This is a genomic window from Pseudaminobacter salicylatoxidans (assembly GCF_003148475.1).
Lineage (GTDB): Bacteria > Pseudomonadota > Alphaproteobacteria > Rhizobiales > Rhizobiaceae > Pseudaminobacter > Pseudaminobacter salicylatoxidans.
The window spans coordinates 1-24,893 of the sequence record NZ_QGGG01000010.1 but is presented as its reverse complement, the minus strand read 5'-3'; the positions used below and the strand labels follow the sequence as shown (position 1 = coordinate 24,893).

Annotated in this window: 37 protein-coding genes and 1 tRNA gene; 32 read left to right on the top strand and 6 right to left on the bottom strand. The window is 60.6% G+C overall.

The window, feature by feature from the left end:
* Window positions 1-189: 189 nt before the first annotated feature.
* From C7441_RS14425 to C7441_RS14350, 16 genes are all read left to right on the top strand, one after another.
* Entirely contained in the window at window positions 190-615 is a 426-nt protein-coding gene (locus C7441_RS14425) for a helix-turn-helix domain-containing protein (RefSeq protein WP_109613483.1), read from the top strand.
* Window positions 616-618: 3 nt separating this feature from the next.
* Window positions 619-2,214 carry a phage terminase large subunit gene (gene terL, locus C7441_RS14420; protein WP_244916163.1) on the top strand — a complete coding sequence of 532 codons (1,596 nt, stop codon included), beginning with the start codon at window positions 619-621 and terminating at the stop codon, window positions 2,212-2,214.
* Complete coding sequence (locus tag C7441_RS14415; protein ID WP_109613482.1) at window positions 2,215-3,654, top strand: DUF4055 domain-containing protein; 1,440 nt, start codon at window positions 2,215-2,217, stop codon at window positions 3,652-3,654.
* Complete coding sequence (locus C7441_RS14410) at window positions 3,644-3,826, top strand: hypothetical protein (RefSeq protein WP_109613481.1); 183 nt, start codon at window positions 3,644-3,646, stop codon at window positions 3,824-3,826. The genes C7441_RS14415 and C7441_RS14410 overlap by 11 nt, the downstream gene beginning before the upstream one ends.
* Window positions 3,826-4,065 carry a hypothetical protein gene (locus tag C7441_RS14405; protein WP_109613480.1) on the top strand — a complete coding sequence of 80 codons (240 nt, stop codon included), beginning with the start codon at window positions 3,826-3,828 and terminating at the stop codon, window positions 4,063-4,065. Before C7441_RS14410 ends, C7441_RS14405 begins: the two co-directional genes overlap by 1 nt.
* On the top strand, window positions 4,062-4,613 hold the full coding sequence (locus C7441_RS14400; protein ID WP_109613479.1) for a hypothetical protein: 552 nt from the start codon (window positions 4,062-4,064) through the stop codon (window positions 4,611-4,613). The genes C7441_RS14405 and C7441_RS14400 overlap by 4 nt, the downstream gene beginning before the upstream one ends.
* Before the next feature lie 63 nt (window positions 4,614-4,676).
* Window positions 4,677-5,531, top strand: a complete 855-nt coding sequence (locus C7441_RS14395; RefSeq protein ID WP_109613478.1) for a hypothetical protein — start codon at window positions 4,677-4,679, stop codon at window positions 5,529-5,531.
* A 96-nt stretch (window positions 5,532-5,627) separates the two neighbouring features.
* Complete coding sequence (locus C7441_RS14390) at window positions 5,628-6,608, top strand: methyltransferase (RefSeq protein WP_109613477.1); 981 nt, start codon at window positions 5,628-5,630, stop codon at window positions 6,606-6,608.
* Between the two features lie 40 nt (window positions 6,609-6,648).
* Window positions 6,649-7,443 carry a GIY-YIG nuclease family protein gene (locus C7441_RS14385; RefSeq protein WP_109613476.1) on the top strand — a complete coding sequence of 265 codons (795 nt, stop codon included), beginning with the start codon at window positions 6,649-6,651 and terminating at the stop codon, window positions 7,441-7,443.
* Between the two features lie 16 nt (window positions 7,444-7,459).
* Entirely contained in the window at window positions 7,460-8,011 is a 552-nt protein-coding gene (locus C7441_RS14380) for a hypothetical protein (RefSeq protein ID WP_109613475.1), read from the top strand.
* A complete protein-coding gene (locus C7441_RS14375; protein ID WP_109613474.1) occupies window positions 8,008-8,199 on the top strand; it encodes a hypothetical protein in 192 nt (63 codons plus the stop codon). Before C7441_RS14380 ends, C7441_RS14375 begins: the two co-directional genes overlap by 4 nt.
* On the top strand, window positions 8,196-8,453 hold the full coding sequence (locus tag C7441_RS14370; RefSeq protein ID WP_109613473.1) for a hypothetical protein: 258 nt from the start codon (window positions 8,196-8,198) through the stop codon (window positions 8,451-8,453). The genes C7441_RS14375 and C7441_RS14370 overlap by 4 nt, the downstream gene beginning before the upstream one ends.
* Before the next feature lie 10 nt (window positions 8,454-8,463).
* The gene (locus tag C7441_RS14365) at window positions 8,464-8,907 is read left to right on the top strand and encodes a DnaT-like ssDNA-binding protein (protein ID WP_146201478.1); all 444 of its coding nucleotides are present in this window, start codon (window positions 8,464-8,466) and stop codon (window positions 8,905-8,907) included.
* Window positions 8,907-9,944, top strand: coding sequence for a phage minor head protein (locus tag C7441_RS14360; protein ID WP_109613471.1), 1,038 nt, complete (start codon window positions 8,907-8,909; stop codon window positions 9,942-9,944). Before C7441_RS14365 ends, C7441_RS14360 begins: the two co-directional genes overlap by 1 nt.
* A gap of 63 nt (window positions 9,945-10,007) precedes the next feature.
* A complete protein-coding gene (locus C7441_RS14355; RefSeq protein WP_244916162.1) occupies window positions 10,008-10,709 on the top strand; it encodes an acyltransferase in 702 nt (233 codons plus the stop codon).
* Window positions 10,709-11,326 (top strand): hypothetical protein, encoded by a 618-nt coding sequence (locus C7441_RS14350; RefSeq protein ID WP_109613469.1) that lies wholly within the window; start codon window positions 10,709-10,711, stop codon window positions 11,324-11,326. The genes C7441_RS14355 and C7441_RS14350 overlap by 1 nt, the downstream gene beginning before the upstream one ends.
* A 43-nt stretch (window positions 11,327-11,369) precedes the next feature.
* Here C7441_RS14350 and C7441_RS14345 read toward each other — a convergent pair whose 3' ends face one another.
* The 3 genes from C7441_RS14345 to C7441_RS14335 all read right to left on the bottom strand — a co-directional run bounded on the left by C7441_RS14345 (window position 11,370) and on the right by C7441_RS14335 (window position 12,229).
* Window positions 11,370-11,585: a hypothetical protein gene (locus C7441_RS14345; protein ID WP_109613468.1), complete on the bottom strand. Its 216-nt coding sequence runs from the start codon at window positions 11,583-11,585 to the stop codon at window positions 11,370-11,372.
* A gap of 2 nt (window positions 11,586-11,587) precedes the next feature.
* Window positions 11,588-11,818, bottom strand: a complete 231-nt coding sequence (locus C7441_RS14340) for a hypothetical protein (RefSeq protein ID WP_109613467.1) — start codon at window positions 11,816-11,818, stop codon at window positions 11,588-11,590.
* Between the two features lie 132 nt (window positions 11,819-11,950).
* Entirely contained in the window at window positions 11,951-12,229 is a 279-nt protein-coding gene (locus tag C7441_RS14335) for a hypothetical protein (RefSeq protein ID WP_109613466.1), read from the bottom strand.
* Between the two features lie 16 nt (window positions 12,230-12,245).
* Here C7441_RS14335 and C7441_RS14330 point away from each other — a divergent pair, with 16 nt between their 5' ends.
* From C7441_RS14330 to C7441_RS14290, 8 genes are all read left to right on the top strand, one after another.
* Window positions 12,246-12,932, top strand: a complete 687-nt coding sequence (locus tag C7441_RS14330; RefSeq protein WP_146201477.1) for a hypothetical protein — start codon at window positions 12,246-12,248, stop codon at window positions 12,930-12,932.
* Window positions 12,933-12,990: 58 nt separating this feature from the next.
* Window positions 12,991-13,068: transfer RNA gene (locus C7441_RS14325), tRNA-Met, on the top strand.
* A 462-nt stretch (window positions 13,069-13,530) separates the two neighbouring features.
* Window positions 13,531-13,830, top strand: coding sequence for a hypothetical protein (locus C7441_RS14320; RefSeq protein ID WP_146201476.1), 300 nt, complete (start codon window positions 13,531-13,533; stop codon window positions 13,828-13,830).
* 204 nt (window positions 13,831-14,034) lie between these two features.
* Window positions 14,035-14,409, top strand: a complete 375-nt coding sequence (locus C7441_RS14310) for a hypothetical protein (RefSeq protein ID WP_146201475.1) — start codon at window positions 14,035-14,037, stop codon at window positions 14,407-14,409.
* Window positions 14,406-14,810 carry an HK97-gp10 family putative phage morphogenesis protein gene (locus C7441_RS14305; RefSeq protein ID WP_109613461.1) on the top strand — a complete coding sequence of 135 codons (405 nt, stop codon included), beginning with the start codon at window positions 14,406-14,408 and terminating at the stop codon, window positions 14,808-14,810. Before C7441_RS14310 ends, C7441_RS14305 begins: the two co-directional genes overlap by 4 nt.
* Window positions 14,807-15,244, top strand: coding sequence for a hypothetical protein (locus C7441_RS14300; RefSeq protein WP_109613460.1), 438 nt, complete (start codon window positions 14,807-14,809; stop codon window positions 15,242-15,244). Before C7441_RS14305 ends, C7441_RS14300 begins: the two co-directional genes overlap by 4 nt.
* 21 nt (window positions 15,245-15,265) lie before the next feature.
* Window positions 15,266-15,523 (top strand): twin-arginine translocation signal domain-containing protein, encoded by a 258-nt coding sequence (locus tag C7441_RS24275; protein ID WP_109613459.1) that lies wholly within the window; start codon window positions 15,266-15,268, stop codon window positions 15,521-15,523.
* Between the two features lie 47 nt (window positions 15,524-15,570).
* On the top strand, window positions 15,571-16,077 hold the full coding sequence (locus tag C7441_RS14290) for a hypothetical protein (protein WP_109613458.1): 507 nt from the start codon (window positions 15,571-15,573) through the stop codon (window positions 16,075-16,077).
* Here the strand turns inward: C7441_RS14290 and C7441_RS14285 are convergent.
* Window positions 16,074-16,769 (bottom strand): hypothetical protein, encoded by a 696-nt coding sequence (locus tag C7441_RS14285; protein WP_170125144.1) that lies wholly within the window; start codon window positions 16,767-16,769, stop codon window positions 16,074-16,076. The genes C7441_RS14290 and C7441_RS14285 overlap by 4 nt on opposite strands.
* Here C7441_RS14285 and C7441_RS14280 point away from each other — a divergent pair.
* The gene (locus C7441_RS14280; protein WP_109613456.1) at window positions 16,768-17,232 is read left to right on the top strand and encodes a hypothetical protein; all 465 of its coding nucleotides are present in this window, start codon (window positions 16,768-16,770) and stop codon (window positions 17,230-17,232) included. The genes C7441_RS14285 and C7441_RS14280 overlap by 2 nt on opposite strands.
* On the top strand, window positions 17,229-17,576 hold the full coding sequence (locus tag C7441_RS24615) for a phage tail assembly chaperone (protein WP_425326590.1): 348 nt from the start codon (window positions 17,229-17,231) through the stop codon (window positions 17,574-17,576). Before C7441_RS14280 ends, C7441_RS24615 begins: the two co-directional genes overlap by 4 nt.
* Window positions 17,577-17,579: 3 nt before the next feature.
* Here the strand turns inward: C7441_RS24615 and C7441_RS24075 are convergent, their stop codons facing one another.
* On the bottom strand, window positions 17,580-17,927 hold the full coding sequence (locus C7441_RS24075) for a hypothetical protein (RefSeq protein WP_170125143.1): 348 nt from the start codon (window positions 17,925-17,927) through the stop codon (window positions 17,580-17,582).
* Between the two features lie 56 nt (window positions 17,928-17,983).
* Between C7441_RS24075 and C7441_RS14270 the strand changes: the two genes are divergently transcribed.
* The 3 genes from C7441_RS14270 to C7441_RS14260 are packed head-to-tail and all read left to right on the top strand — an operon-like array spanning window position 17,984 to window position 21,299.
* Window positions 17,984-20,398, top strand: a complete 2,415-nt coding sequence (locus tag C7441_RS14270; protein ID WP_170125142.1) for a tape measure protein — start codon at window positions 17,984-17,986, stop codon at window positions 20,396-20,398.
* Window positions 20,395-21,009: a TrbG/VirB9 family P-type conjugative transfer protein gene (locus tag C7441_RS14265; RefSeq protein WP_109613453.1), complete on the top strand. Its 615-nt coding sequence runs from the start codon at window positions 20,395-20,397 to the stop codon at window positions 21,007-21,009. The genes C7441_RS14270 and C7441_RS14265 overlap by 4 nt, the downstream gene beginning before the upstream one ends.
* Before the next feature lie 26 nt (window positions 21,010-21,035).
* Window positions 21,036-21,299, top strand: coding sequence for a hypothetical protein (locus C7441_RS14260; protein WP_146201473.1), 264 nt, complete (start codon window positions 21,036-21,038; stop codon window positions 21,297-21,299).
* A gap of 67 nt (window positions 21,300-21,366) precedes the next feature.
* Here the strand turns inward: C7441_RS14260 and C7441_RS14255 are convergent, their stop codons facing one another.
* Window positions 21,367-21,663, bottom strand: a complete 297-nt coding sequence (locus tag C7441_RS14255; RefSeq protein WP_244916161.1) for a hypothetical protein — start codon at window positions 21,661-21,663, stop codon at window positions 21,367-21,369.
* A gap of 72 nt (window positions 21,664-21,735) precedes the next feature.
* Between C7441_RS14255 and C7441_RS14250 the strand changes: the two genes are divergently transcribed.
* The 3 genes from C7441_RS14250 to C7441_RS14240 form a co-directional block, all read left to right on the top strand.
* The gene (locus C7441_RS14250; RefSeq protein WP_109613451.1) at window positions 21,736-22,308 is read left to right on the top strand and encodes a hypothetical protein; all 573 of its coding nucleotides are present in this window, start codon (window positions 21,736-21,738) and stop codon (window positions 22,306-22,308) included.
* The gene (locus C7441_RS14245) at window positions 22,274-22,711 is read left to right on the top strand and encodes a DUF6950 family protein (RefSeq protein WP_109613450.1); all 438 of its coding nucleotides are present in this window, start codon (window positions 22,274-22,276) and stop codon (window positions 22,709-22,711) included. Before C7441_RS14250 ends, C7441_RS14245 begins: the two co-directional genes overlap by 35 nt.
* A gap of 4 nt (window positions 22,712-22,715) precedes the next feature.
* Window positions 22,716-24,893, top strand: a 2,178-nt coding sequence (locus tag C7441_RS14240; RefSeq protein ID WP_109613449.1) for a phage tail protein, incomplete at its 3' end; no start/stop codon positions are given.

The following is a 24,893-nucleotide window of genomic DNA, read 5'->3' as shown; positions in this document are numbered from 1 at the left end:
GGTGATCCGTGTAACGCCTAAGCCGGGCGACAAAAAAAGGCAACGCCAAAGCGCAAACCGGCTGCAAAAGGCGGGGCAAAGGCCAAAGCGCAGATCAAACCAGCGGCGAAGGCTAAGCCCCCACATGAGTCCCAAGAGTCCCACTCGCAGGCGCGGGCTGGTTCAGATGCTCGTGAGCGAAAGGGTGGGATGCCTCCCGCTTTCACCGAAAAAGACATTCCTCGCATCATCGAGCAACTGCGACTGTCTGGCGGCATCAAGACGGTTGCAGCGCAGCGGCTGAACGTTCACCGCAAGACGCTCCACCGTTTTCTCGAAGATCATCCAGAGGTTACGGAGGCGCTTCGAGATATCGATGCTGAGATCGCGGATGTTGCCGAGGCACAGGTCGTCAAGGCGATCAACGCTGGCGATATGCAGACTGTTCGCTGGTTCCTCGAATTGAAGGCAAAGGATCGCGGCTATGTGCGCCGTGTCGAGAATGTCGGCAAGAATGGCGGGCCGATGGAAGTCGTGGAGAAAACGGACCTATCTGCGTACACGGACGAAGAAGTCGCGATTATGGCGGCAGCGGCAAGGCGGCGCAAGGAGAGCCAGGCGTCTAATCAAGGGTGATCAATGGCAACGATCGCCCCTCCTTCGGATGACGAATGGATTCTGGAAGATGATCGGCGCGCCTGTAAGCGGCTATCAACGTTCATTGAACGAGGCTGGCACGTTCTTGAGCCAGGGCAGAAGTATCGGCACGGCTGGCACATCGATGCCATCGCGGATCATCTCGAAGCTGTCTCGAACGGTGAACTGACCCGGCTCCTGGTCAACGTCCCGCCCGGCACCATGAAATCCATGGCGTGCGGCGTCTTCTTCCCGGCGTGGGAATGGGGACCGCGCGGCATGCCGCATTTGCGGTTCATGGGAACGTCCTACAAGGACTCGCTGGCGATCCGCGACAACGTCAAGACGCGCCGCCTCATTCAGTCCCGCTGGTATCAGGAGCGCTGGGGTTCCGGCTTCGCCATGATCGGCGACCAGAACACCAAGACGAAGTTCGAGAACGACGCGACGGGCTTTCGCGAGGCGATGGCCTTCAACTCGATGACCGGCTCGCGCGGCGATCGGGTTCTGCTCGACGATCCGCTATCAGTTCAGATGGCGAAATCGGACGTGCAGCGCGAGGAGGCGAACGAGACGTTCCGCGAGGCGCTGCCGACCCGTCTCAATAATCCGGATTCGTCCGCCATCATCGTCATCATGCAGCGCCTGCATGAATCGGACGTCTCTGGCGCGATCATCGCCGGCGACTACGGCTATGAGCACCTGATGCTGCCGATGGAGTTCGAGCCGGAGCGCTGCTGCTACACCGTCGTCTTGCCGACGCACATGGACGTCAAAGCGATTGAAGCCCGCTACGATGCGGAAAAGCAGGCATGGTATCCAGAAGGCGCGGCAGTGCCGGAGGCACGGCGGGAATATGTCGCAAACATCAAGCCTCGGCTGGTCTATCGACAGGACCAGCGCACCGAGGACGGGGAACTGCTCTTCCCGGATCGCTTCCCGGCCTCAGTGGTCGAGCGCGACAAGACGATCATGGGCTCATATGCCTCTGCCGGGCAGTTCCAGCAGCGTCCGGCGCCGCGGTCAGGCGGCATGTTCAAGCGCGAGTGGTTCGACGGCAAGATCATCGGTGCGGCACCGGCGGGCACAGTCTGGGTGCGCCATTGGGACCTGGCCGCCACCGCCAGCGAGAAAGCCGACCGCACCGCCGGCGTGAAAATGGGGCTTACGCCCGAGGGCCGCTATGTCGTGGCCCACGTCATCAAGACGCAGTCGGAAGGCAATGAGGTCCGCAAGCTGATCCGCGCCATCGCCGATGTCGACGGAAAAGGCTGCATGATCTCGCTGCCGCAAGACCCCGGACAGGCGGGCAAGGTCCAAAAACAGGATTTCGTCGCGCAGCTCGCGGGCTTCAACGTGCGGGCTACTGGCGAAACCGGCGACAAGGTCACTCGCGCCGAGCCGTTCTCCGCTCAGTGCGAGGCTGGCAACGTGTTCCTCGTGCGCGGACCGTGGATCGAAGGCTATCTCGACGAACTCTGCCTGTTCCCAAACGGCAAGTTCAAGGATCAGGTCGACGCCTCATCCGGCGCATTCGCCCGGCTGCTGACCGCGCCGAAACCGAAAACCACGACTACAAGCGTGCAAGGGCTCTTCTAGATGGCTGACGTCACCAACAAGCATCCCGATTACGCAGATCGGGAAGCCGAGTGGAAGCAGATGCGCGACACGGCGCGTGGCGAAAGCAAAGTCAAGGCCGAGAAGGAAGAATACCTGCCGATGCCATCCGGCTTCCGGGCGTCCGACCACAAGGACAAGCTCTACGAATCCTATCAGAAGCGGGCGCAATTCCCGGACATCGTCAATCCGACGGTCGTCGGCCTGGCCGGAACTATTCATCGCACTGAGGCGCAGATCACGCTTCCCGAGCGGATGGAGCCAATCTGGGAGCGTGCAACGCCGGATGGCTTGCCTCTGGAAGCGCTTCATGCCCGGATCACCGCCGAACTGCTCACCACGGGGCGTTATGGTCTGCTCGTCGGCGCTCCCGCCGAAGGTGCCGAGGTGCCATGGATCGCCGGCTACACCACCGAAGCACTGATAAACTGGTCGACCGAGCGCGACTTCTTCGTGCTGGACGAAAGCGGGCTGGTCCGTGACGGCTTCGAGTGGAAGGACGAAAAGCAGTATCGCGTTCTCGAAATGAAGGAGGGTGCCTATACCGCCACGCTCTACAAGGGCGACAAACTGGCCGCCGGCGAAGAGGTGAAGCCGCAGGCGCGCGGGGGCGTTGCGCTCAAAGAAATTCCCTTCGTCGTCATCGGTGCTCGAGATTTGTCCGTGACGCCGGAAACTCCGCCGCTGATCGGTGTGGCGCGCTCGGCGGTTTCCATCTACCAACTTTCGGCCGACTATCGGTGGCAGCTCTTCATGACGGGGCAGGAAACCCCGACTTTCATCAACTGCGATGCACCGGAGACGATTGGCGCGGGCATCGCGATCTCGCTGAAGAGCGACAGCCCGGAAGTGACGCCCGATTTCAAGTATGTCGGACCGGCCGGCAAAGGCATCGAGGCGCACAAAACTGCCATTGTCGACGAACGCGAGGTCGCGGCGGCCGCCGGTGCCAAGCTGTTCGACACCGAAGCCAGTTCGCAGGAGTCGGGCGAGTCTCGCAAAGTGCGCTATGCCGCACAGACTGCTTCGCTGATCACCATCGCGATTGCTGGCGCCAAGGGTCTGGAAGCAGCCCTTCGCTTCGCTGGCCGGATGATGGGCTGCTCTGACGCCGAGATCGAAGACATCGTCGTCAAGCCGAACCTGTCCTTCATCAATTCGCGGCTGTCGTCGAGCGACCTGCAGGCGCTGGTCAAGTCCTGGCAGGATCACGCGATTTCATACGAAACGCTCTACGACAATTTGCAGCGTGGCGAAATTGCGTCTCCCGAGCGTGACGCTGAGGCGGAGCGGAAATTGATCGAGGACGAAATGGACGACGAGCCCGACCCGATCGTTGCCGGCGCTCTGCCTCCTCCGGTGCCGCCAACTGATCCCAACGCTCCCCCTGCAGAAAACCCAGGAGGCCAGAATGCCGCGTGATGAGGTCGAGAAGATCGACGCCATATCTCAGTCGGCGGTCGATTCATACTTGCATCGGTCGTCTGTCACCTATCTCGAATGCTGCATCTCCCTCATGCTCACGCATATGAGCCGTGAGCAAGTTGTTGAGATCCTGCGGTCGGAAGCGAACATGCTCGAGGAACTTGGCTGATGGCGAAAGCGCCCGCGAAAAAGCCGGTGACGAAGAAGGCCACCGCTTCCAGGCCGAAGGCGAGCACCAAGACTGTTGCCGTACCAACCGGCAGACGCGAAGAATCCATGTCCATCCGCAAGATCAGCAACGGCTACATCGTGCGCGAATCGTGGATGGAGGGGAACGGGCCCAACGCTAAGTTTCAGGAGCGCGAGACCTTCACCAAGGTCAAACCGAGTATCGTCCTTCCGAAATGATCGCCCTCATTCTTGGCTCGGCCGAATGCGTCGAGGAAGATGCTGCTGCTGCGCTCGCGCTGTTCGATCCCGATTGCGTCATTGCCGTCAACGACATGATCGCCCGTTGGCCCAGACCAATCGACCATGCCGTCACGCTCCATGTCGAGAACGCGCCACAATGGCTTGAGGCGCGGGCGCTGAACCAGTCTGACCGCCCGACGGTGTGGTCGCATAGCGGCGCATCGGCGCTGGGGCGGCTGTCCAAGGTCGCGGATCGGTTGCTTCCCGACTGGAAGGGCTCCTCTGGCCTCTTCGCTGTCACTGTCGCGCGCGAACTCTGCATGCGGGCTGTCCTGTGTGGCGTCCCGATGGATTCTCGCCGTCACGTGCCGGGCAAGTCGGCAGCCACATGGAGCGGCATGCCGTGGCCGGGTCGCGAAGTGCTCAACTACCGCGAAGGCTGGAACAAGCACTTCGACGAAATCGCGCCATTCGTCCGCTCGATGAGCGGCTGGACGCGCGAACTTCTCGGTGAGCCAGACGAGGAATGGCTGCTCGCCGAATAACCGCGCCATCTGGCGCAATTCCCTGCCCGCGGTGCGGGTTTCTCAAACGATAGGAGATCGCCGGTGGCGCTCAAGACCATTCTGGATTCGCTCGACGGTGTCGATGACGCATTCAAGGACCAATACGAGGAAAAGGACGGCAAGTTCGTCTTGCAGATCGAAGGCATCGACGATCACCCGGCTGTGGTGTCGCTTCGTAACGGCCACAACAACTCGAAGCGGGAACGCGACGAAGCGCGGCGAAAGCTGACCGAGGCCGAGGCGAAACTGCGTGTCCTGCCGGAAGGCTTTGACATCGCCGAGTACGAGCGCCTGAAGGCCGAGGACGAGGCCCGGCAGGCGGACCCCGACAACAAGGACGTGCGCAAGCAAGTCGAGACGGCGGTCGCGGCCAAGGATCGCCAGTGGCAGGCCCGCCACGAAGCGGCGATGAATGCCAAGGACGTGATCATCGCTGAACGCGATGGCACGATCGAAAGCCTGGGCGGCGATCTGCGCCGCACCCTCGTTGAGGATGGTCTCACCAAGGCGCTGGTCAAGGCCGGCATCAAGCCCACGCTGATGAAGGCTGCCCAGCGCATGTTCGAAGGTGATGTCGAAGTCGTCGAGGAAGACGGCAAGCGCGTGGCCCGGATGAAAACTGATCTCGGCGGCGACGAAGTCGAACGCTTCATCATGAACTGGTCGCAAAGCGAAGAGGCGAAGGATTTCATCGCACCGATGCGCGGCGCGGACGAGCGCGGCTCGGACACGCGCCGAAATGCAGGTCCGAATCCCTTTGCGAAAGACGGCTGGAACATCACCCAGCAGGGACGGCTCATCAATTCAGATCGTGCGAAGGCGGAACAACTCGCTAAGGCGGCCGGCTTCAAGGATCTCGACGAAGCGAACAAAGCAGTCGGGCCGAAGGCGGCCTGATCAGCAGGGCGGCGGTGCCGCCCACCCACCAACAGCCATGGCGGTGCCTGGCTGTTTTCACCCTGAAGACAGCCCAACTCCTAGAAAGGACATGACATGGCTGATACTCCCACGAAAGTTGCGGACGTAATCGTTCCGGAACGCTTCAATCCGTACTACCGCGAGCAGACCACCCGCGCGAACGCCTTCTTCCAGTCCGGCGTCATGGCGCCGGTGGACGATGTCTCGTTCGGCGGCGATGGTGGCACCGAGATCCATATGCCGTTCTGGAAGGCGCTCGGTGAGCGTGCCCAGCTTCTGGACGACGATGACGATCTCGAGATCAAGAAGATCGGCGTCGGTCAGGACAAGGCCGTGCTTCATGCACGTGCTCTCGTCTATGGTGCGACCGACCTCTCTGGCGATCTTGCTGGCGACGATCCGATGAACGCCATCGGTGCGGGCGTCGGTGAGAACTGGTCCTACGAGTTCAACATGGTCACCTTCGCCACCCTTAAGGGCGCGATGGGGGCTCTCGCGGCCGAATCGACGGCCAAGAACGTGCTGAACATTTCGGGCCTGTCTGGTGCGGCTGCATTCATCGATGGCGCTTCGTTCATCGACGCTGGCCAGCTCCTGGGCGATCGCAAGGACCGCATCACCGCCGTCGGAATGCACTCGGCCGTCGAAGCGTGGCTCAAGAAGAACGACATGATCGAGACCGTCCGCGACAGCGACGGCACCTGGCTCTACAACACGTTCCAGGACAAGCGCGTCATCGTCGACGACGCCAATGCTCCTACGGGCGGCGTCTACGATACCTGGCTGTTCGGCCCCGGTGCTCTGGGCTATGGCGAGGGCTCCCCGAAGAACCCGCTCGATATGGGTCGTGATGCACTGAAGGGCGGTGGTCAGGACTTCCTCGTCACCCGGCGTCACTTCGTGATCCACCCGCGTGGTATCGCGTGGGACCCCCAGAGTGGCGTGCCGGCGAAGAAAACTCCCTCGGATGCGGAAATCAGCAACGCGGCCAACTGGAAGCGCGCATGGGATCCGAAGAACATCCGCATCGTCCGCTTCCAGCACCGTATCGGTTAATGAACTTGTAACCGATATGGCACCTCTGTAACCTGATTGAATGCAGATTCGTGCCGTTCGCCAACGGACCTGCGCGATCTATGGACTGCGCAGGTCCGACAATTCGGAAATCCGTTACATTGGTCAAACGATGGGCGCGGTTGAGTTTCGCCTCAGCCAGCACTATTCGCAGGCCACTAATGGACGGAAGAGCCCGCTGAGTGGATGGATCCGCAAAGCATTTGCCGATGGTGTTTCCGTCGAAGCGGTAATTTTGGAGAGCGAGGCCACGTGGAACGTGGCAGAGCGCAATTGGATCAGCAAATTCAGAATCGACGGCGCACGTCTTCTGAATCTCACCGATGGTGGACAAGGTTCTGCCCGACAGGGTCGTCTGAACACGCAGGCCAAGCTATCCGAGGCTGATATCGTCGCCATCCGTGCATCGAAATTGTCGAGCCGAACTCTGGCAAAGCAGTTTGGCATCAGCGAACCGAACATCTGCGTGATCCGCTCAGGCAGTGCTTGGCAGCATGTCGGAGGTGTAAGCGCGCGCAAAGAGCGTGGGTCGCCTCTTCGAAAGTTCTTTGACGGCGAAGAGCCACTACCGTCAGCGATCGAAGCAGCCGTGCGCTACCAGTCCGGAGAGACGATGGAAGCGATCGCGGCTGCCTATCAGACCACCCGTCCTACGCTACTTCGGATGTTCCGGATGCTCGGCGTGAAGGCCAGAGACGGTGGTGTTCCAAAACGTCCGCTCGTCATCAACGGCAAGCAATACTCCGGCGTTCTCGCTGCGATGAAGGGCGAGAAGATCAGCCACGCCGCGTTGATGCGACAGGCGACATTTCAGTAACAGGAGAAATTTGACCATGCGCTTGTATCGCAGATCTGCCGTCGACACCATTGAACGCGAGGCTATCGCTGAAACCCGCCGCCGTTTCATGGAAGCGCTGGAGCGCGGCCTTTCTCATGATGAAGCGGTTGCCTACGCCAACGGGCATGAGACGCTTCCTACGGCACCGGCGCCGGCATCCAACACACCGGCATCGACGAGCAATCCCAGCACAGTCGAGCCACGCGAGAAACAGCGCGCCGTCGATCTGACCGGCTGGGAAGAACTGCCCTATGTTCCGCGGTCCGCCGGCGCACCGAACCTCAAGGCACTTGCTTCGCAGGTGTCCAACGATCCCATTCGCAACAAGGTACAGGCTGAAGAGGCGATCCGCGCCGAACTGGCGTTGCGAGAGAAGGAAGACGCCGAGGCGCGCGCGGCCGTCACCATTCCCGACGGCTGGGAAGCGCTGACTGTCGGGGAGCGCATCGCTCTCGCTGCAACCCTTACGACCGACACTGTCGAGACCGAGGGTGACGCTGAGCGCGTGATCCAGATCGAGCTTGCCCGCCGGTCCGCTGGCGAATGAGCAACGTCGTCAACCTGGGCGAGCGACGGCCGGATGTACATTGGACCGTCCACATAACGCAGGGATGGGACGGGCATCTGGAAGTGTTCGTCGAGGACATTTCCGACGACCTGGAGAGCCGCAAACGTGCCGCCGCTGCGCTCAGGCGTGCCGCAGAGGCAATAGAGCACGGGGAACCGTCAACATGAGCAACGTCATCGGTCTGAACGGTCACATTCCATCGAAGGCCGGTGAGCCGCAAGAAGCATTGATCCGGATCATTGAGGCGCTGCTCGAAAAGGCGAAAACAGGCGAACTTCAGAGTTTCATCGGTACTGGATTCGTCACCGATGGCGGCCGGCTCACCGCCTGGTTCGACCATGGTGAGAACGTCTACGAGATGATGGGCTCGCTCGCCTTCCTGCAACACGAATTTGCGAAACGCCACCCTGACGCCGGATGAGGTCTGAACGATGCCGCTTTCTCTCACCGTGGATTCTGTCACTCCGCAGGAAGTGGACGCCTATGCCGACGCGCGTGGCAGAACGGTGTGGACGGACGCTCCTTCCACCCCACCCGAACCGAAGCTCCAAGCCATTCGGCGAGCCACCGACTATCTGGCCGCGACGTATAATGGGCGGTGGCTGATCGAATTTCAGCCAAACGACGTTCCCGACGAAGTGACCTTCGCGATCTCCGAGGCGGCGGTGCGCGAATTGGAGGAGCCGGGATCGCTCTCGGAAGACCTCGATCCGAACGGGCGCATTGCCAGCATGTCGGCCGGCAGCGTCAGCATTACCTATGCCGACGGCTCGGCGCCTGCGGATGCCTTCACCGGCATTGAAAACCTGTTGCTGGCGGCTGGGCTTATCGGGCGCCGATCGAGCACGTCGGTAACATTCTTCGGACGCGCCTGATGGTCCGCAAATCCGACCGCCGGCGCGTCGAAGAACTGCTCGACAGGTTCGAGCCCGAAGTTCGCCGTGCCTTCCTCGACGCCATTGATGAACTGCGCAACGGCGTCGACCTTCAGGCGCTCATCCGAGCGCTGGAAACCGGTAACATCGATGCCGCGCTTCGAGCCGCTCATATCGAAGGCGCTGCGTACAGCGGGCTTCGGCGAGCAATCGAAGCGGTCTATGTCTCGGCGGGCAAAGACGCCGTTGACGCTCTTCCTATCCTGCGCGACTGGACCGGGATGAAAGTCGGGTTTCGGTTCGATCCGGATTACCCGCGCGCCGCGGAGTGGGTGCGCCAGCATTCCTCGGCCATGATCACCCGCATCGTCGAGGATCAGCGCGAATCCCTCCGAAATGCCCTGTCCGAAGGGCTGACGAAGGGAACCAACCCCCGGGCAGTCGGTGTCGAGATTGCGGGGAAGTTCGACCCTCGCACCGGCCGGCGCGCCGGTGGCATCATTGGCCTGACAGACAGTCAGCGGCAGTTCGTTGCCAATGCGCGTGAGGAACTGACATCCGGGATACCGAGCGAGATGGGCAACTACCTTACCCGGAAGGCTCGTGACCGCAGTTTTGATGCCGCAGTGATAAAGGCGATAGCCGAGGAACGTCCAGTGGACGCCGAAACACTCTCGAAGATTACTGGTCGCTATCAGGATTCACTCCTGAAAATGCGCGCTGATATGATCGCAAGGACCGAGACGACCCAGGCCACCAGCGCCGCGCGCCGGGAAGCGTGGCGGCAGACCGCCGAAGCGGCCGGCGTCGACGACACAATGATCGAGCGCACATGGCGGGCTACGAAAGACAAGAGGACGAGAGACAGCCATCGCGCCATGGACGGCCAAAAGATAATGGGACTGGACAGCGCCTATACCTCGCCGTCTGGCGCGATGCTTCGCTATCCCGGCGATCCGATGGCTCCGCTTTCGGAAGTCATACAATGCCGCTGCTTTGAAACTATGCGGATTCGTCTTCGGGGCCGTCCGGAATAATCCCCTCGACCTGATCCGAGTTTGCTTCGGCTGCGGCGACCAGTCCGAGTTGCAGGATTGTCATTGCTCGACGGGCTGCTTCAAGCGCTGTGTTTGCCCGCTTCGTGGCGCCAGGAGCATCACCTAGCGCATCTCGCGCGGCGACCAAACGGTCGTGGGCTTCATTGTCGCTCAGCGGCTTTTCATCTCGCATCGGCGGACATTATCGCCACTCATCCCGCAAAGGAAGCGCGCATGATCCATCATCGTGCATTGGTCCACGCCAAAGCGCATGTCGACGCCAACACCGTCCAGATCGGCGCCGGCACGAAGGTCTGGCAGTTCGCCTCCGTCACGCGCGGCACGGTGCTAGGCGATGATTGCAGCGTGTCGCCTCATGCGATGCTCGACGGCTCGATCTATGGCGATCGCGTCATCATCAGCGGAGGGGTGATGGCCGGCGCAGGCTTCAAGGTGGGCAACGACGTGTTCCTTGGACCGAATGTCGTCCTGTGCAATGACGCATGGCCTGCCGTTGATAAGGACGGATACGACGATGAGCGACTTCGCTCAAAGGAGTGGTTCACAGTCACCATTGGCAACGGCGCGACGATCGGCGCCGGCGCTGTGATCCTTCCGGGCAACCGCATCTATCCAGATGCAGTGGTGGCGGCCGGAGCTATCGTCAATCGGAATGTCCCCTCCGGCATGGTGTTCTGCAGAGGCGGCAGTATCAAGCCGAAGCCGGAGGACTGGCGCGAGAATCGCATGCGCTGGGTATCCTGATGCTGGTCGTCGCGACGCTTCTGTGGGAGCCGAACGCCACTTCGTTCAAGTTCTCTCGCTGCTACGACGAAACATGGGTGAAAAAGCTGTTCAACGGCTTCGAGCGCAATCTCGATTTGCCGTTCCGCAAGGTGCTTTACACTGATCGCATCCGGCCGCTGCATGATGACGTCGAACAGTTCGTCATTCCCGGTCTCGGTGCCGGTGGCTATGGCGACTGTATCCGACCCTACGAACTCGATGAGCCAATGATACTTGTCGGCCTCGACACAATCGCGACAGGCAATGTCGACCATCTAGCCCGGTATTGCCTCAACGCCGATGTCATCGCCTTGCCGCGTGATCCCTACCGGCTGGAGCAAGCCTGCAACGCCGTGGCACTGGTGCCGGCAGGCAACGGGCACGTCTACGAGCGCCATCGTGGCCAGAACGATATGGAGTGGATGCGAACGCAGCCGCACGTCTTCCTCGATGATCTCTGGCCTGGGCATGTCCAGAGCTACAAGGGAACGGTGAGGCAGACCGGTCTCGGCGACACCCGTATCGTATACTTTCATGGCGAGGAAAAACCGCATCAGCTCCCGCACGTCGAATGGGTGCGAGAGCATTGGCGATAGCGCAAAGGCGCAGCAACAGGCGAAATCGGTTTCGGGTTAGGGGTTAGGCGGGCAGGCGGAACTTGGAGAGCCAGGTCGGCCCGTGGCTGTTCCGCAGGCCGTACAGGTGCGGATATTCCTTTCCGTGCTTGTCGCGGGCAGGTATGCCGCGCCACCACGATTCACGCTGGAGAACGTCTTTCCAGTGCCGGCCCTCGACACTGGCGAACGTAACAAGCTCGGCCAATTCTTCGGGATGGAGAGGGCGAAGGTCGTCCATTGTCACGCCCTCCCTTCAGCCTTGGCGATGGCGGCGCGTACAATCTCCAGCGTGGCCGATTCCTCGGAATTGCGGGGCGGCGTTAGCGTGTCTGCGGCCAGTTTCAGCGCCGCCAGCATGTCCGGCGCGGCGGCGAACAGCCGCCCGATCTCCGCCGATGCGATGTGCTCACAAACAACATCGCAATCGTCGAAGATCGTGAGCCCGCCATCATCAGGCGCGCTTTGCAACAATTCCCATCTCGTCGCATCAATTGGCATTTCTCAAATCTCCATAGGCAAGCCGGCGCGCTCTGTCAGCGCGGCAACGGGTGCCGAGTGCATTCTCTGTGGTGAGGGGAGCGCGGGCCGTAACCCGCGCTTAGATCAGGCGAAGAACCGGAAGGCGGCCAGCGCGGCAACACCGGCGATCACCATCCCGCCGAGACGGACGGTAAGCTGCAAGGTCTGGCGCTCGATCAGGCTTTCCAGCCGCTGCAGGTCGACTTTCATCGAGTTCCGAAGCTCGGAAATGTCAGCTTTCGTAGCAATTTCGGGCATGACGTGATCCCGTACAGCTTCGGCATGGGCGTCCGCCTGCTTGGCCGGAATGCCAGCTTTCTGCAGCGCCTTGGAATAGCCAAGTGTATCATAAGCTATATTCATTGGTCGAAGTTTCTCCGTGGTAGGGATTGTTAACAACATCAATAACTTAGCATGTAACCATTTTGGCGACAAGGAGAAAGCGGACATTCGAGGAGAAAGAACGACCAAACCTGCTGTGTCGAGCGGCGTGGCTCTCGTCCTCGGATCGGCTGAGGGCGTCTGGCAGGAGATCGCTGCGGCTCAGGCGATGCATCGCTTCGATGCCGTTATCGCCGTCAACGACATGGTGATCTTCTGGACAGGGCCTCTCGATGCCGCGGTCTCCCTGCATCCCGAACGCATGCCCGAATGGCTTGAGTATCGCGCGGCCCGCCGCAATTCGCCGCCCGTGAAACTCGTCACCCATGCCGAATGGCCGGACTGGTTCAAGGTGGTCGGCCACATTCACGAACTACCAATCCCGTTCGATATCGTCACGCCATCCATGTTCGAGGGTCAGAAGGACAGCGGCTCCTCAGGGCTGTTCGCAGTCAAGGCCGCACTCCAGGATCTCGGCTTCGCCAAAGTGGTGCTCTGCGGTGTCCCGATGACGGTCGAAGCAGGGCACTTCAGATCGCCCTCCCTGCCGTGGGTCGGAGCCCTGCGCCACCGCGTCGGCTGGGAACAGGCTTTGCCCCACCTGACGGACTGTGTCCGGTCAATGAGTGGCTGGACCGCCGAACTTCTGGGGAAGCCGACAAAGTCGTGGCTCGATACGGCTTGACAAAATCGCCGTATGAAACCAATTTGGCACCAGTATCGACACAAGTGGTTACTTGATTTGTCGGGGTAGAGCAGCCCGGTAGCTCATCTGGCTCATAACCAGAAGGTCGTCGGTTCGAATCCGATCCCCGCAACCAGATCACCTTGGGAGGGTGACCGCGAGGCACAAGTCGGGTTTCGCCGCAGTGCCTCGCTCTTCCAATGCGGACGGCTCGATGAGAGGGCGGCGTTCCACGCCGCTCGAGTCAGGTGAGACTCCTGACGTCCGCTCCATAATGCGAGGCGGCGCGGCTGAAATGCCGGTTGAAACTCGGTAAGCCTCCCTGACGCGCTCCCGAAGGTTGAAAACCGAAAGGTTCCAAGAGGGATCAAGCGGCGGTCATAGTCCCTGCCGAAAGGTTGCCGAACACGGCCCGCCTCGCATTCCTGTGCCCCGCTTCCTCCCGCCTTATTCCGGCTATGGCGACAAAGCCGTTCGCTCGTTCCTGAGAAGAACTCGTGCGGGGCAGCCGTCTTGGCGGTCATTTTTGCGAGAAAGCGGCGGCGCCGGATCAATCCCGACCGGGCGGGGTATCCCGGCTCAACGAAAGGACGAACACATGCGATTGCGAAGTCTGTTCTTGCCAGCCTTCGGCCTATTGGCCGCTGCGCTGATCTATGTCCTGCCGGCCAGCGCCTTCGAGCGCGTTCCTGGCATCTATGCTGTCTCGATTGAGGCGAGCATGGATGCCATTCCTCCCTACGCGCTCACGCCAGTGATCGAGCATGTGGCCATGCGGAGCGATCCTCCGACCGTTCATGTCGATCGATTGCCTGTGACGGTTGCCATCGGACCGATCTACGCGTTGTCGATGCAGACCGACGGCCATTCGCTCACCCGCTATCACTTGCGCTGCTAGCGTGGCTTTGCATCAGGCTTCGGTGATCCCGCAGCCAACAATCCTTCCAGGTCTATAGCCTCGAACACAGCATTCACCTCCCCGAGAAATGTTCCCCACATAGGAACGCCATCTCGCTTGATGTTCTCGGGGAGGCCAGCCTTTCGGCACAGCGCGCGGGCTGCAGCCTCCTGATAGTCTGTCAACGATTGAGGCTTCCTCGACATGGCCAAATCTCCACTGGACGCCATGAAGGCGCAGATCGCCAAGGGCTTCAAGGGGAAACTGCGCAAGGGAATGATCCGACGCATGGTTCCCGGCACTGGTGTCGATGACTTCGGCGATCCGGTCGGTATGGTCCCGGCCGATTTCTCATTCGAAGGCATCCGCGAGAGCTTCGATGCCTCATGGGCCGCCAGCGCAGGGATACCGTCAACAGACGTCGGCATCCTTGTCCTTCTCGGCAGCACGGCCGTCGAGCCGAAACAAGGCGATACGGTCCAGATCGAGGGAATGTGGCATCAGGTACGCAGGGTACTGGACATTGATCCGGCCGGCGCTTCCATGCGGCTACAGGCCTACGAGGTGAGTGCGCCATGAGCGTCCAATGGTTCGGTGACAGCATCTTAGACAAGGTTCGGAAAGCCGCCATGCGCGGCGTCATCGACGGCACCGAGAGCGTGATCGAGGAAGGCAACTCCATGATCATGGACGGCCAGAAGACCGGTCGCATCTATCGCCGTCGCGGCGTCGAGCATCAGGCATCAGCGCCCGGCGAGGCTCCTGCATCTGATACCGGCCGTCTCGTGCAGTCGGCCCGCACAGAATACGAGCCTGCCGACCTGTCAGGCGAGGCGATCTGGTCGACGGATTACGCCGAGGATCTGGAATACGGCGCGGCGAACATGGCCCCGCGCCCGTTCGCCCGGCCCGCGCTGGCTAACAAGAAGGACGCAATCACGGCCGGCATTGAAGGTGAGATAGCGGCGGTGCTGAAATGACCGCGCCCACGCTCGAGGTGCTGGCCCCGCTGCGCGCTGCAATCATCGCCAATGCGGCGATCACGGCGAAGCTGGGGAAGTATCTCGGGGCACCATCGGTCCACACCCGTCGGCCGGTTCCGGTCGATGCGGGATATCCCATGGTGACGGTCGGTCCGATCATCGCCCGCACCGACGAGGATGGCATCAACACCTTCAGGCCTGTCGTCGTCATCGACATCAATACTTATGGCGAGGCCGCGGAGCACTACCGCAATGTCGAGGCCGTAGCTGACGTGATCTACGCCATGTTCCATCGCCAGCGGACGGCTATCACAGTGGCTGGCTATTCCGTAACGCAGATCACAGCTTCAGGACCGTCTCCCGCGCCTGCTGACGATGACCAGCACGTCGGCCGACGCGTCACGCTGACCATTCGACTATTCGCGAACTGATCCAACCGGAGGGAAACCAAGATGAACCGCAGGTCATTCCTGGCGGCGCTCGGCGTCGCGCCTATTGCTGCTGCCGGTGCCGCTACCGCTGCACCGAAGCCGTTGTCTGCGACTAACGGATATGTCGTTCCGTTGGATCATTACACCACCGGCGAATGCGGCCCGGAAGCCATCTTGCCATTGCGCCGCGGGTCCGACGGTCATCTGCCTTTCACCGGCATCCGTAGCGCGGACGGCAGGCTCGTCATTACGGTCGACCAGATCACCATCAAATCCTAAGCCGTCTCGCCCTTCGGCAAGGTATCTCAACATGAAAGGAAGCCGTCATGGCTGGAACAGACCTTTACCCGGTTGCCGGGATGCGCTTCTTCCTGGGTGGCGCAAAAGAGACCCAGGCTGAAGACTTCACCGCTGCCGATTTCGAGGATGAAATCTGGAAAGAGGTGGACGGGTTTGAGACGATGGGCGCCGCGGGCGATACCGCCGCGCTGATTGCCACCGACCTCATCAATCGCGGTCGAACGGTCAAGCAGAAGGGCGTGGCAAACGCCGGACAGATGCAGTGCAACTTTGCCATCCTCGCCGGTGACCCGGGCCAGACCGCATTGATCGCCGCTGGCGCCGCCAGCAACCGCAACAACTATGCGGTGAAGATCGTTGGCAACGACGCGCCCGCAACAGGAACTGATCCGAAGCCATCGGAGCGCCTTTTCGTTGCTCTCGTCATGGGCACGCCGGAACAGGGTGGTTCCGCGAACACTGTCCAGATGATGCAGGCCACACTGGAAATTAACAGCAACATCGTTAAGGTGGCGGCGACAAGCGGCAGTTAATCGAGCCACTTCCATATCCGCCGAGCGATTATGTTTCGAACCGTGGATCGGTCCAAGCCGAAGCGCTCGCCAATTTCACCATGAGATAGAGCCCCAGCCAAGCACCTGATCCGGCGAACGTCATTTTCGGTGATTTTCGCTTGGTGATTGAGGGTGCCGAACTGATACGTGCCGTGGTCGATCCGATCAGCGACGTTTTCAGTCGGCGTCTTCCACGACAGGTGCTGCTTGTTCACGCACCCGCCATATCCGTTGCCGCAGGAATGGGCGGCCTGGTGCTCCGTTGTCGGTGGCGAACCATGCTCTTCTTCGCAGACAAGCCGGGATACCAAGTGTGTCTTGCCGCCGCGCTTGATGACCGCATAGCCGAGTCCATTCCGATAGAAGGGCCATATGAGGCATTCGTCGGAATCGTGGCTGGGGATTGTCACCTCAAAGAAGTGCTTCGCAGCACCGTATGATGCTGAATGCCCATCAGTGTCGCCGTATTTCTTCCACCGGCGGTAATGCGGATCGCACCAACCGCGCGCAACAGCGCGCTTGTCGCAACCTTCGACAGAACATATACGGGGAGCAGCCATTTCGACCTCCTTACAGGTTGGCTTGGTTAGAGGATCGTCGCGGGTACCAGCCGCTTCGATCCTCGCTCCTTGTATAGCTTCAACCCTTTGAAAATACAAGGAAACCATCATGGACATATCCGCTTTAAAGCGCGATGCGAAAGCTGTTGCTGCCGGCCAGTGGATCGGCGACCTCCCAGGCATGGAGGATGCTCGCCTGTGTGTGCGCGGCCTCTCTAGCCCCAGCGTCGTCGTGATGCGGTCGGCCAAGGAGCGCAAAGTCTCCAAGAAGGGCCGCAATGCCGATGGCTCGCTCAAGCCCGACATTGCCCGCAAGATTCTCGGTGAAGTGCTGTTCGAGGGCGTCCTGATCGACTGGGATGGCCTAACCAGTGAGGGAAAGCCGCTGCCCTACGACAAGGCGCTCGCCGAGCAATGGTGCACCGATCCCGACTACGAGGCGTTTGCCGATGCTGTCGTTTACGCGGCCGGCATCGTGGACCGCGGCATCGCGGACACTACCGAGGACGTCGCGGGAAACTCGAAGCGCTCGTCTGCTGGCAACTCCAGTGGGGCGAGCGCGCCGAAGGACTGAGACAGGCTGCCGACGAACATGGCGGGAAGATATCGGATCATCTCTTCCCGCCGCAATGCCTGGCCGGTTATGAGCCGTGGCTGGACGCGTTCTGGGATGCTTCCACCGAACGGCAGTACGGAATGGGCATTGGACCGATCCCGGCAAGCGCTATCGCTGCGGCGGCCTTCATTCTCGGTCTTGATGAGATCGAGGCTGAAATGTTCACCCAGGTCACACGTCGGCTGGATCGAGTGTTCCTTGCCGACGCCGGTAAGAAAATGGGGCAGCGCGGCAATGCTGCACCTGCACAAGTTTCATCCAGACCGGCGTCAGTTGATCTCTTCGATGCGCTGTTCGGGTGATCGCTACTTGAACGGATCGATCGGCCCCTTTGCCGGGGGGATATCGGAGGCCTTCATCGTCAGTCGGATCGTCCCTGATTCCCCTTTGTAGGGGGAGCACTTTAGCAGTGCGCGCACTGCCGACTGTACGAATACCCTGGTTGCGGTGCTGTCCGCCTTGTGATCCAGAACCGTCGCATCCGTGACGAATCCGGTATCGTCAATCGCTACGTCGAACTCAGCCTTCGACAGTTGTCCGATGCCAGCCGGCAGATCCCAGCATGCTGCCGCTTTGGCAGCTACATCCTCAGCTTGCCCGGAAAACGCAGGCCCAGCCACCAGAAGAACCGTTCCGAATATTAGTGCACGCATATCGCCTCCCGCCAAAGAGCAGGACGATAGCGCGCACCAACCCACGAGGTAAAGCCATGGATATTGCTGGCCTCGTGAAGGTCAAGGTTCAGGCCGATCTTTCCGAACTGGATCGCGGGTTTGCGGAGGGGCGCTCGAAGTCGCAGGCATTCGATCGTGAAGCATCGCGAACCTTCTCCAATCTTGGCAGGAACGCGACTGTCGCCGGCTCTGCAGCCCGCGCTGCGAACGACAATATCGCTGGCAGCGCCACTCGGGCTGCGCTTGCCTATGACGGCCTCAATAAGGCGATGCTGCTGGCATCGAGCGCGATTGGAACGATCGCTGGCGCGGCGATAGGCACCGCTCTGATCAAATACTCGGACGCGTGGTCCGACATGCAGTCGCGCGTTGGCGCGGCAATCAAAGACATGGATGCCGCCCCGGCATTGATGCAGCGCATCGTGGACATCGCGAATGCATCATATTCGCCTCTGGACCAGACTGTCGAAATTTACAGCCGCAACGTATCGGTCCTTCGCGATCTCGGCAAAGGCGCGTCGGAAGCCGCCGATTTCACCGAGGCGTTGAACCATGCATTGGTTCTCACGGCAACGCGGGGCGAGCGCGCCGCATCGGTCCAGAATGCCTTGTCAAAGGCCATGGCCGTTGGGAAACTACAGGCCGATGGGCTTGAGACGATCCTCGCGAACGGTGGCGAGGTTGCCCAGGCTCTTGCCGACGAGTTGGGCACCACCGTCAACGGGCTTCGCAAGATGGCCTCGGAAGGCAAGATCACGGGCAGCGTGATCGCCGAGGCTCTCATTAAGCGCCTAGACGACTTGCGCGAACGCGCCGGTGAAATGCCTGCAACCATCGGCGATGCCTTCACCCGTATCCAGACGAACCTTACGGCTTTCATCGGCCAGATGGATAAAGCATCGGGCGCATCGGAGGCCGTCGCTACGGCTCTGCTTTCTCTGGCAGATAATATCGGGCGCGTCGTCACCTACGGCGCAACCGCCGTGACGATGTACGGAACTTATTATGTGGCGGCGTTCGTAGCTGCCAGAGTCGCCACGGTGGGACTAACCGGCGCGCTCACCCTATTGCGGGCTGCTCTTATTCGGACCGGGATCGGCGCCCTGATCGTCGCCGCAGGCGAACTCATCTACCAGTTCACCCGACTTGTAGAAGCCACCGGAAGCTTCTCTGGCGCATTGCAGGAGATGGGCAGACGTTCGGAGATACTTCTCGACGCTGTCGTTTGGTCGTTCCGGGCTGCTGCGGAAACCATTCAATCGATCTGGTATGGCGCGATGGCCGACATTCTTCGTGCAACCGAAGACAGCATGGGCGGTATACTTCGAACTCTGGGAGTGTCCGCTGAAAGTATGGGCACAGCCATCGAAGGCTTCACGGCTCGTGCGAAACAGATGGGAGAAGTCGCAGCGTCATCTGCCGCTATTGCTGCCGAGCAGTTCAAGACCGCCTTTGGCGAAATCAAATTGCCCGAATTCTCGGGTTCTGGCGGTTCCGGTAGGGCGGCCAGCGATCTCGGCAAAATAGACAAGGCGGCCCAAAAGGCAGCGAAAGCATACGAGCGCATAACCGAAAGGGCCGTCGAGTTCATCCGTCAGCAGGAACTGGAAGCCCAGGTCATCGGTATGACCCAGCAGGCGGCGCAGGCTTTGCGGTTCGAGCAAGACCTGCTCAACGAGGCCCGCCGCGCTGGTCTGAAGCTGACGGCCTCCGACAAGCAGGGGTTCAAGGCCCTTGCTGAAGCCATGGCAGAAGCCGAAGAACGCACTCGCGTTCTGACCGAGCGCTTCGAGTTCATGAAAGATCTGACCAAAGGGTTCTTCTCAGATTTCAAGAACGACCTGATCAACAACATGAGCCAAGGCATGTCGTTCTGGGAGAGCGCATGGCGAGCCATGGCAAATGCAGCGCTGAATGCACTGGATCGGATCGTCGACAAACTCATGAACGATGTTCTGGATGCGCTTTTTGAGGTCAAAGGCGCTGGTTCTGGCGGCGGCGGCCTGCTAGGCGGCTTGCTCGGGCTATTTGGGCTTGGCGGCGGCGGTGCTGCTGCGGCGGCTGATCCCTGGGCTGGTCTTCGCATGGCAAAAGGTGGCGCGTTCGCCAACGGCATCAGCGGCTTTTCCAATACCATCGTTGACCGCGCCACTCCGTTTCGGTTCGCCAACGGCGCTGGGATTATGGGTGAGGCCGGGCCGGAAGCGATCATGCCCTTGAAGCGCGGACCTGATGGCCGACTTGGCGTCAGCGCGCCCGGCGCGGCCAATCAGAACCAGCAGACCAACGTTAACATCACCGTCGATGTTCGTGGCGCCAATGGCAATACCGAAATCCGGGAGATGGTGGATCAGGGGGTCAAGGCTGGTCTCGCGAAATACGAGAAGGGTGCCTCCTACCGCGCTTCTCGCGATTTGCGCGATGCCGGTGCGCGGGGGTACATGCGATGAGCATTGTTCTTCCGAAGGTCGACTATCAGAGGGGGCGTCCACGGCTCAATGATCCGGTTTCCATGTCACGATATGGAAACCGAGCGATCTCCTTCATCCAGAACGGCGATAAATACTGGACTGCCGATATTGAAACCAGACCCCTTTATGATGACGAACTCGCCGCTATAGAGGCTTGGCTTGCCCGCGCCCGGAACGGCATGGAGACGGTCATCTACACGCCGATCGGCAAGCAGCGGCTCCCGCGTGCGTATTGGGACGACCCGAACAGCCTGATACCGGCAAAGAACGGGACGTTGAACACAATCACCAACGGGACACAGCTATCGGTGAGCGGTGTTGCCGCCGGCTTGTCATTGACCGATGGCGACCTTCTCTCACTGACCACCGGCGCCTATCACAGCCTGCACCGCGTCATGGCAGACGCTGCGGCTGCGGGTACGTCCTTGACGGTCGCAGTCGATCCACCGGTGATGTCATACATCTCAGCCGGCGCGACAGTCACTTTCAAAGAACCGAAGATGAACGCGCGCGTCGTTCCCGGCTCTGTCGATGTCGGTGACGGCGTTCTGCCGACAGCCAAATTCCAGCTTATCGAGGTGCCTCGCTGATGCGGGGCGGAAAGGAGAGCCAAGTCATGGATTTGAAGGATGAAGACCTGCAGCCGCTTCTTGGACTTTCAGATCAAGTCATGAAGATGTCGGAGATTGTCGATAGCCGGATAGCCCTGTTGGAAAGTCAGGTGTTGGCCTTGCAGGATCAGATTACCGAGTTGCAGGCGAGCAAGGCAGACGCCTTTGATCCAATGGAATTCCTGGCCAAGATTATGCCGGAACTGCGTCGCGAAATGATGCGGCAGCAAGCATTGTTTCGGCGCGATGAGAAACAGCTTGGGAGGTAAGATGAAACACGTCATCCGGCGCTGCGGCGACACGCTTACCGTTTCTTACGGCGACAAATCCGCGATTTTATTCTGCGCTTCCGAACTTGTGGCGGACAACATCGAGAGTCATCTGAAGGACATCGATGCCAAGCTTGAGAGCGCCCGCCTCGGTTTCTATCGGGACGCCTTCGGCGATGGTTCCCTTGGCATCACGGATCAATTCCTGCTCTAGCTCGTCATACCAGGGGCCGATCCCGCCACGCTGTTCCACCATCTCCTCGATCACCGTCCGCAGCGCGTGAAGCGATATCAGGTTGATGGCCTCCAAATTTGGAACGGTGCGCGCGTAGTTTATCGTCCGAAACGGTTTTTTCTCATTCATGTCAGTTCCCCTCCCGCGATCCCCTCGCATCAAAGTAAGTGGTCGAGGGAGAGTCTATAGCCTGGAGTTCACATGGCTTTCCCAACGCGCCTCCAGCAACTGCTCGACGAGGGCAGAGGCAAGATCGCCTCAGCCGTGCGCTTCGAGTTTGGCACCGGCACCTATGGCTTCTTCTCCGGCAAGGGCAGCATCGACTATGCAGGCCTGACCTATCATGGCAACACGCTGATATCGATCGACGAGCCGCCCTATGCGCTCGGCACCGCTGCCCAGCCGCTGACCATGCGTCTGCCGGCGAAAGCAGATTTCGGGCTCACGCCTGACAAGCTGCTGCTGATCGAGCAGGAGGAATACAAGGGCCGGCCGGTCACGCTGTACGACTTCTACATCGATCCCGACACCAACGCTTTCCTGCACGCGGAACCGACCTGGTACGGCTACGCCGATGTGATCGACCATCGCGAAGAAAGTGGCGATATGTGGCTTGAGGCCACGCTGGAAACCGGCGCCATCGACAACTTTCGCGAAGGCTACCGGTTCGCCTCCCACGAGGATCAGCAACTGGTGTCGCCCGGTGACATGTTCTTCGAACACGCTGCGAGGCTGCGCAATGAATACTTCAATTACAAATTCGAAGCGAAGTGACGGCTGGGATCGCGCCGTCGAGGATCTGGCATCGGCGCATATCGAGATCGCTCCGGAATGGGGACGCTCCGATTGCCTCATGACTGTGGGCGATGCCATTCAGGCCGTGGTCGGGATCGACCCGTTTGCGGAGTTCCGCGGCCGCTACAGGACCGAGGCGGGCGCGGCCCGTCACCTGCGCCGCAACGGCTGCGAAAACGTCAGGGATGTGTTCGAAACCTTCCTAGGCCTTGAGCCGGTCAACCGCTTCTCGGCACGCCGCGGTGACGTAGGCGTCATGCTTATAAACGACGAGTTCACGGCAGGTTTCATTTGCGGCAGCGGCTTCGCGGTCAAGCAGCCGCATGGCCTGACCTTCTTTCCGGCCACCGACATCGTGCAGGCTTACAAGGTAGGCGCATAGTTCCATGCCATTTCTAGCACCTATAGCTGCTTGGGCCGGTGGCCTGGTAGCGAGCGTCAGCGCGTGGGCGGCTGCCAGCCCCATTCTGGCCGGCATCGCACAGACTGCGTTCGGCCTGGCGATCCGTTTCGCCATCGGCCGGCTGATGCCGCAGAAGAGCCAGAGCCGCGCGGCCGAGCTCGAAACGCAATATGGCGCGAACATTCCACGCTCGGTGATCCTCGGCACCTGCGCGACCGAGGGCCACCACATCTATCGCAACAACTATGGTCCGGGCGGTCGCTACTTTCAGGACGTCTATGTCCTGTCGAGCTTCCGCATCACATCGGTGCCGCGTGTCCGCTATAACGGCAAATGGCGCGTACTGACCGAGCAGGACAGCGACGGCTACTGGCTCGTGCCGAACGAAGGCACCAGCAATGACGATCACGACAATGTTCGCGTCAAGTTCTTCTACGGCACCATGGATCAGCAGGCAGAGCCGACGCTGGTCAATAATGCCCGGCCGGCAAGCCGCTGGACGGCCAACCATCGCGGCGCCGGTAATGCTTATGCAGTTGTGTTTTCGGAGTTGCGCAAGCAGGGCGATGGTCTGACCGCTCCGGCCAAGCTGCTGTTCGAGGTCGTGGGCGCACCGCTCTATGACTGGCGTAAGGACAGCAGCGTTGGCGGTTCCGGCCCCCAGCGCTGGGACAATCAGGCGACGTGGCAGTATTCCGACAACCCGGTTGTCGAGCTCTACAATCTGGAGCGCGGCTTCTTCAACGGCACACAGCGCATGGTCGGCAAGGCCGTGCGGGCCAGCCGCCTGCCGCTCGGAGAATGGACGCAGGCCGCCAATATCTGTGACGAGGGCATGCCGGACGGCACGAAGCGCTACCGCGCACATGCCATTGCCAAGGACGGTCCCGGCGCCAACCACGACGCCAATATGACGCCGATACTCGATGCGATGTGCGGCACATGGGTCGAACGTGTCGATGGTGAGTTTCCGATTGCCGGCGCACCACAGGCCATCGTCGCCACCATTACCGACGACGACCTCAAGGTGGGGGCACCGCTACGCTTCACGCGCAAGCGCAAGCGCACCGAACTGATCAACACCGTTGCTGCGTCCTACCTCTCGCCTGCGGACTTCTACGAGACCAAGGATGCAGCCACCCGCATCGACGCCGGTGCACTGGCCGAAGACAGGGAGACGCTGGCCAGTGCGATTCCATTCGCTGCGGTCACGGATCCGAAGCAGGTCGACCGGCTGGCAGACATCGCTATCCGCGGCGCGCGGTATCAGGCATCGGCCGAGATCACCGTCCATCCAAAATTCCTCGACACGATCAAGGAGGGTCGCTGGGTCAGGTGGAACAGCGCACGGTATGGTGACCGGACGTGGCAGGTGCTGACGCGTCAGCTTGGCGCGCACAATTCTGATGGCGTTCGGGATATCTCGTTGACGCTGCAGGAAATCAGCAACGGCGTCTTCGATCCTACCGCATATGCAACCAACCCGCCCAACATCGTCATCGTCGATCCGCCGCAGTGGCTTGCCGAGGTTCAGAATTTTCAGGTGGTTCCGATATTAGTCAAGGCCGATGGCGTTGGGACACTGCCGGGGGCGCGGCTCTATTGGGACCCGATTGAAGACATCAGCGTCGTCGGTGTCGATATCAGGTATTGGCCGGAGAGCGAACCGACCGTTGCATTCCCCAAGCGCGCATCTGCCGACGAGACGGTTGTCACGATTAATGAGGGACTAACGGGCAAATCCGCATGGATGGTCAGCACAAAGCTGCGGGTGAACAATGGCCGCAGCGTTGCCTGGTCGGTGCCGACGCGCTTTGAAACGCTCGACGCCACCTTGCCCATCGAAGTCCAGATCGCCAATCTCGGTCAGGAAATACGCGACTTCGTCCGCGAGAATGTGCAGCAACTCGACACTGTGCGCGATCGCGTTGAATTCCTCGCTGCCAATACCGGTTCGGCCAACATTGAAGACATTGTCGAGCGCCAGAACTTCGTCAAGGAATTCGGCCGCACCAGGGCCCTGATCATTAAAGAGAGCGGTGAACGCGTCAGCGAGAATGCGGCGCTGGCCTACGACATCGTACTGCTCGACACACGCATCGAGGATGCCGAAGGCCTGATCGCCGGTCAGGCAAGCGTGCTCAGCGAAATGCGGACCGAG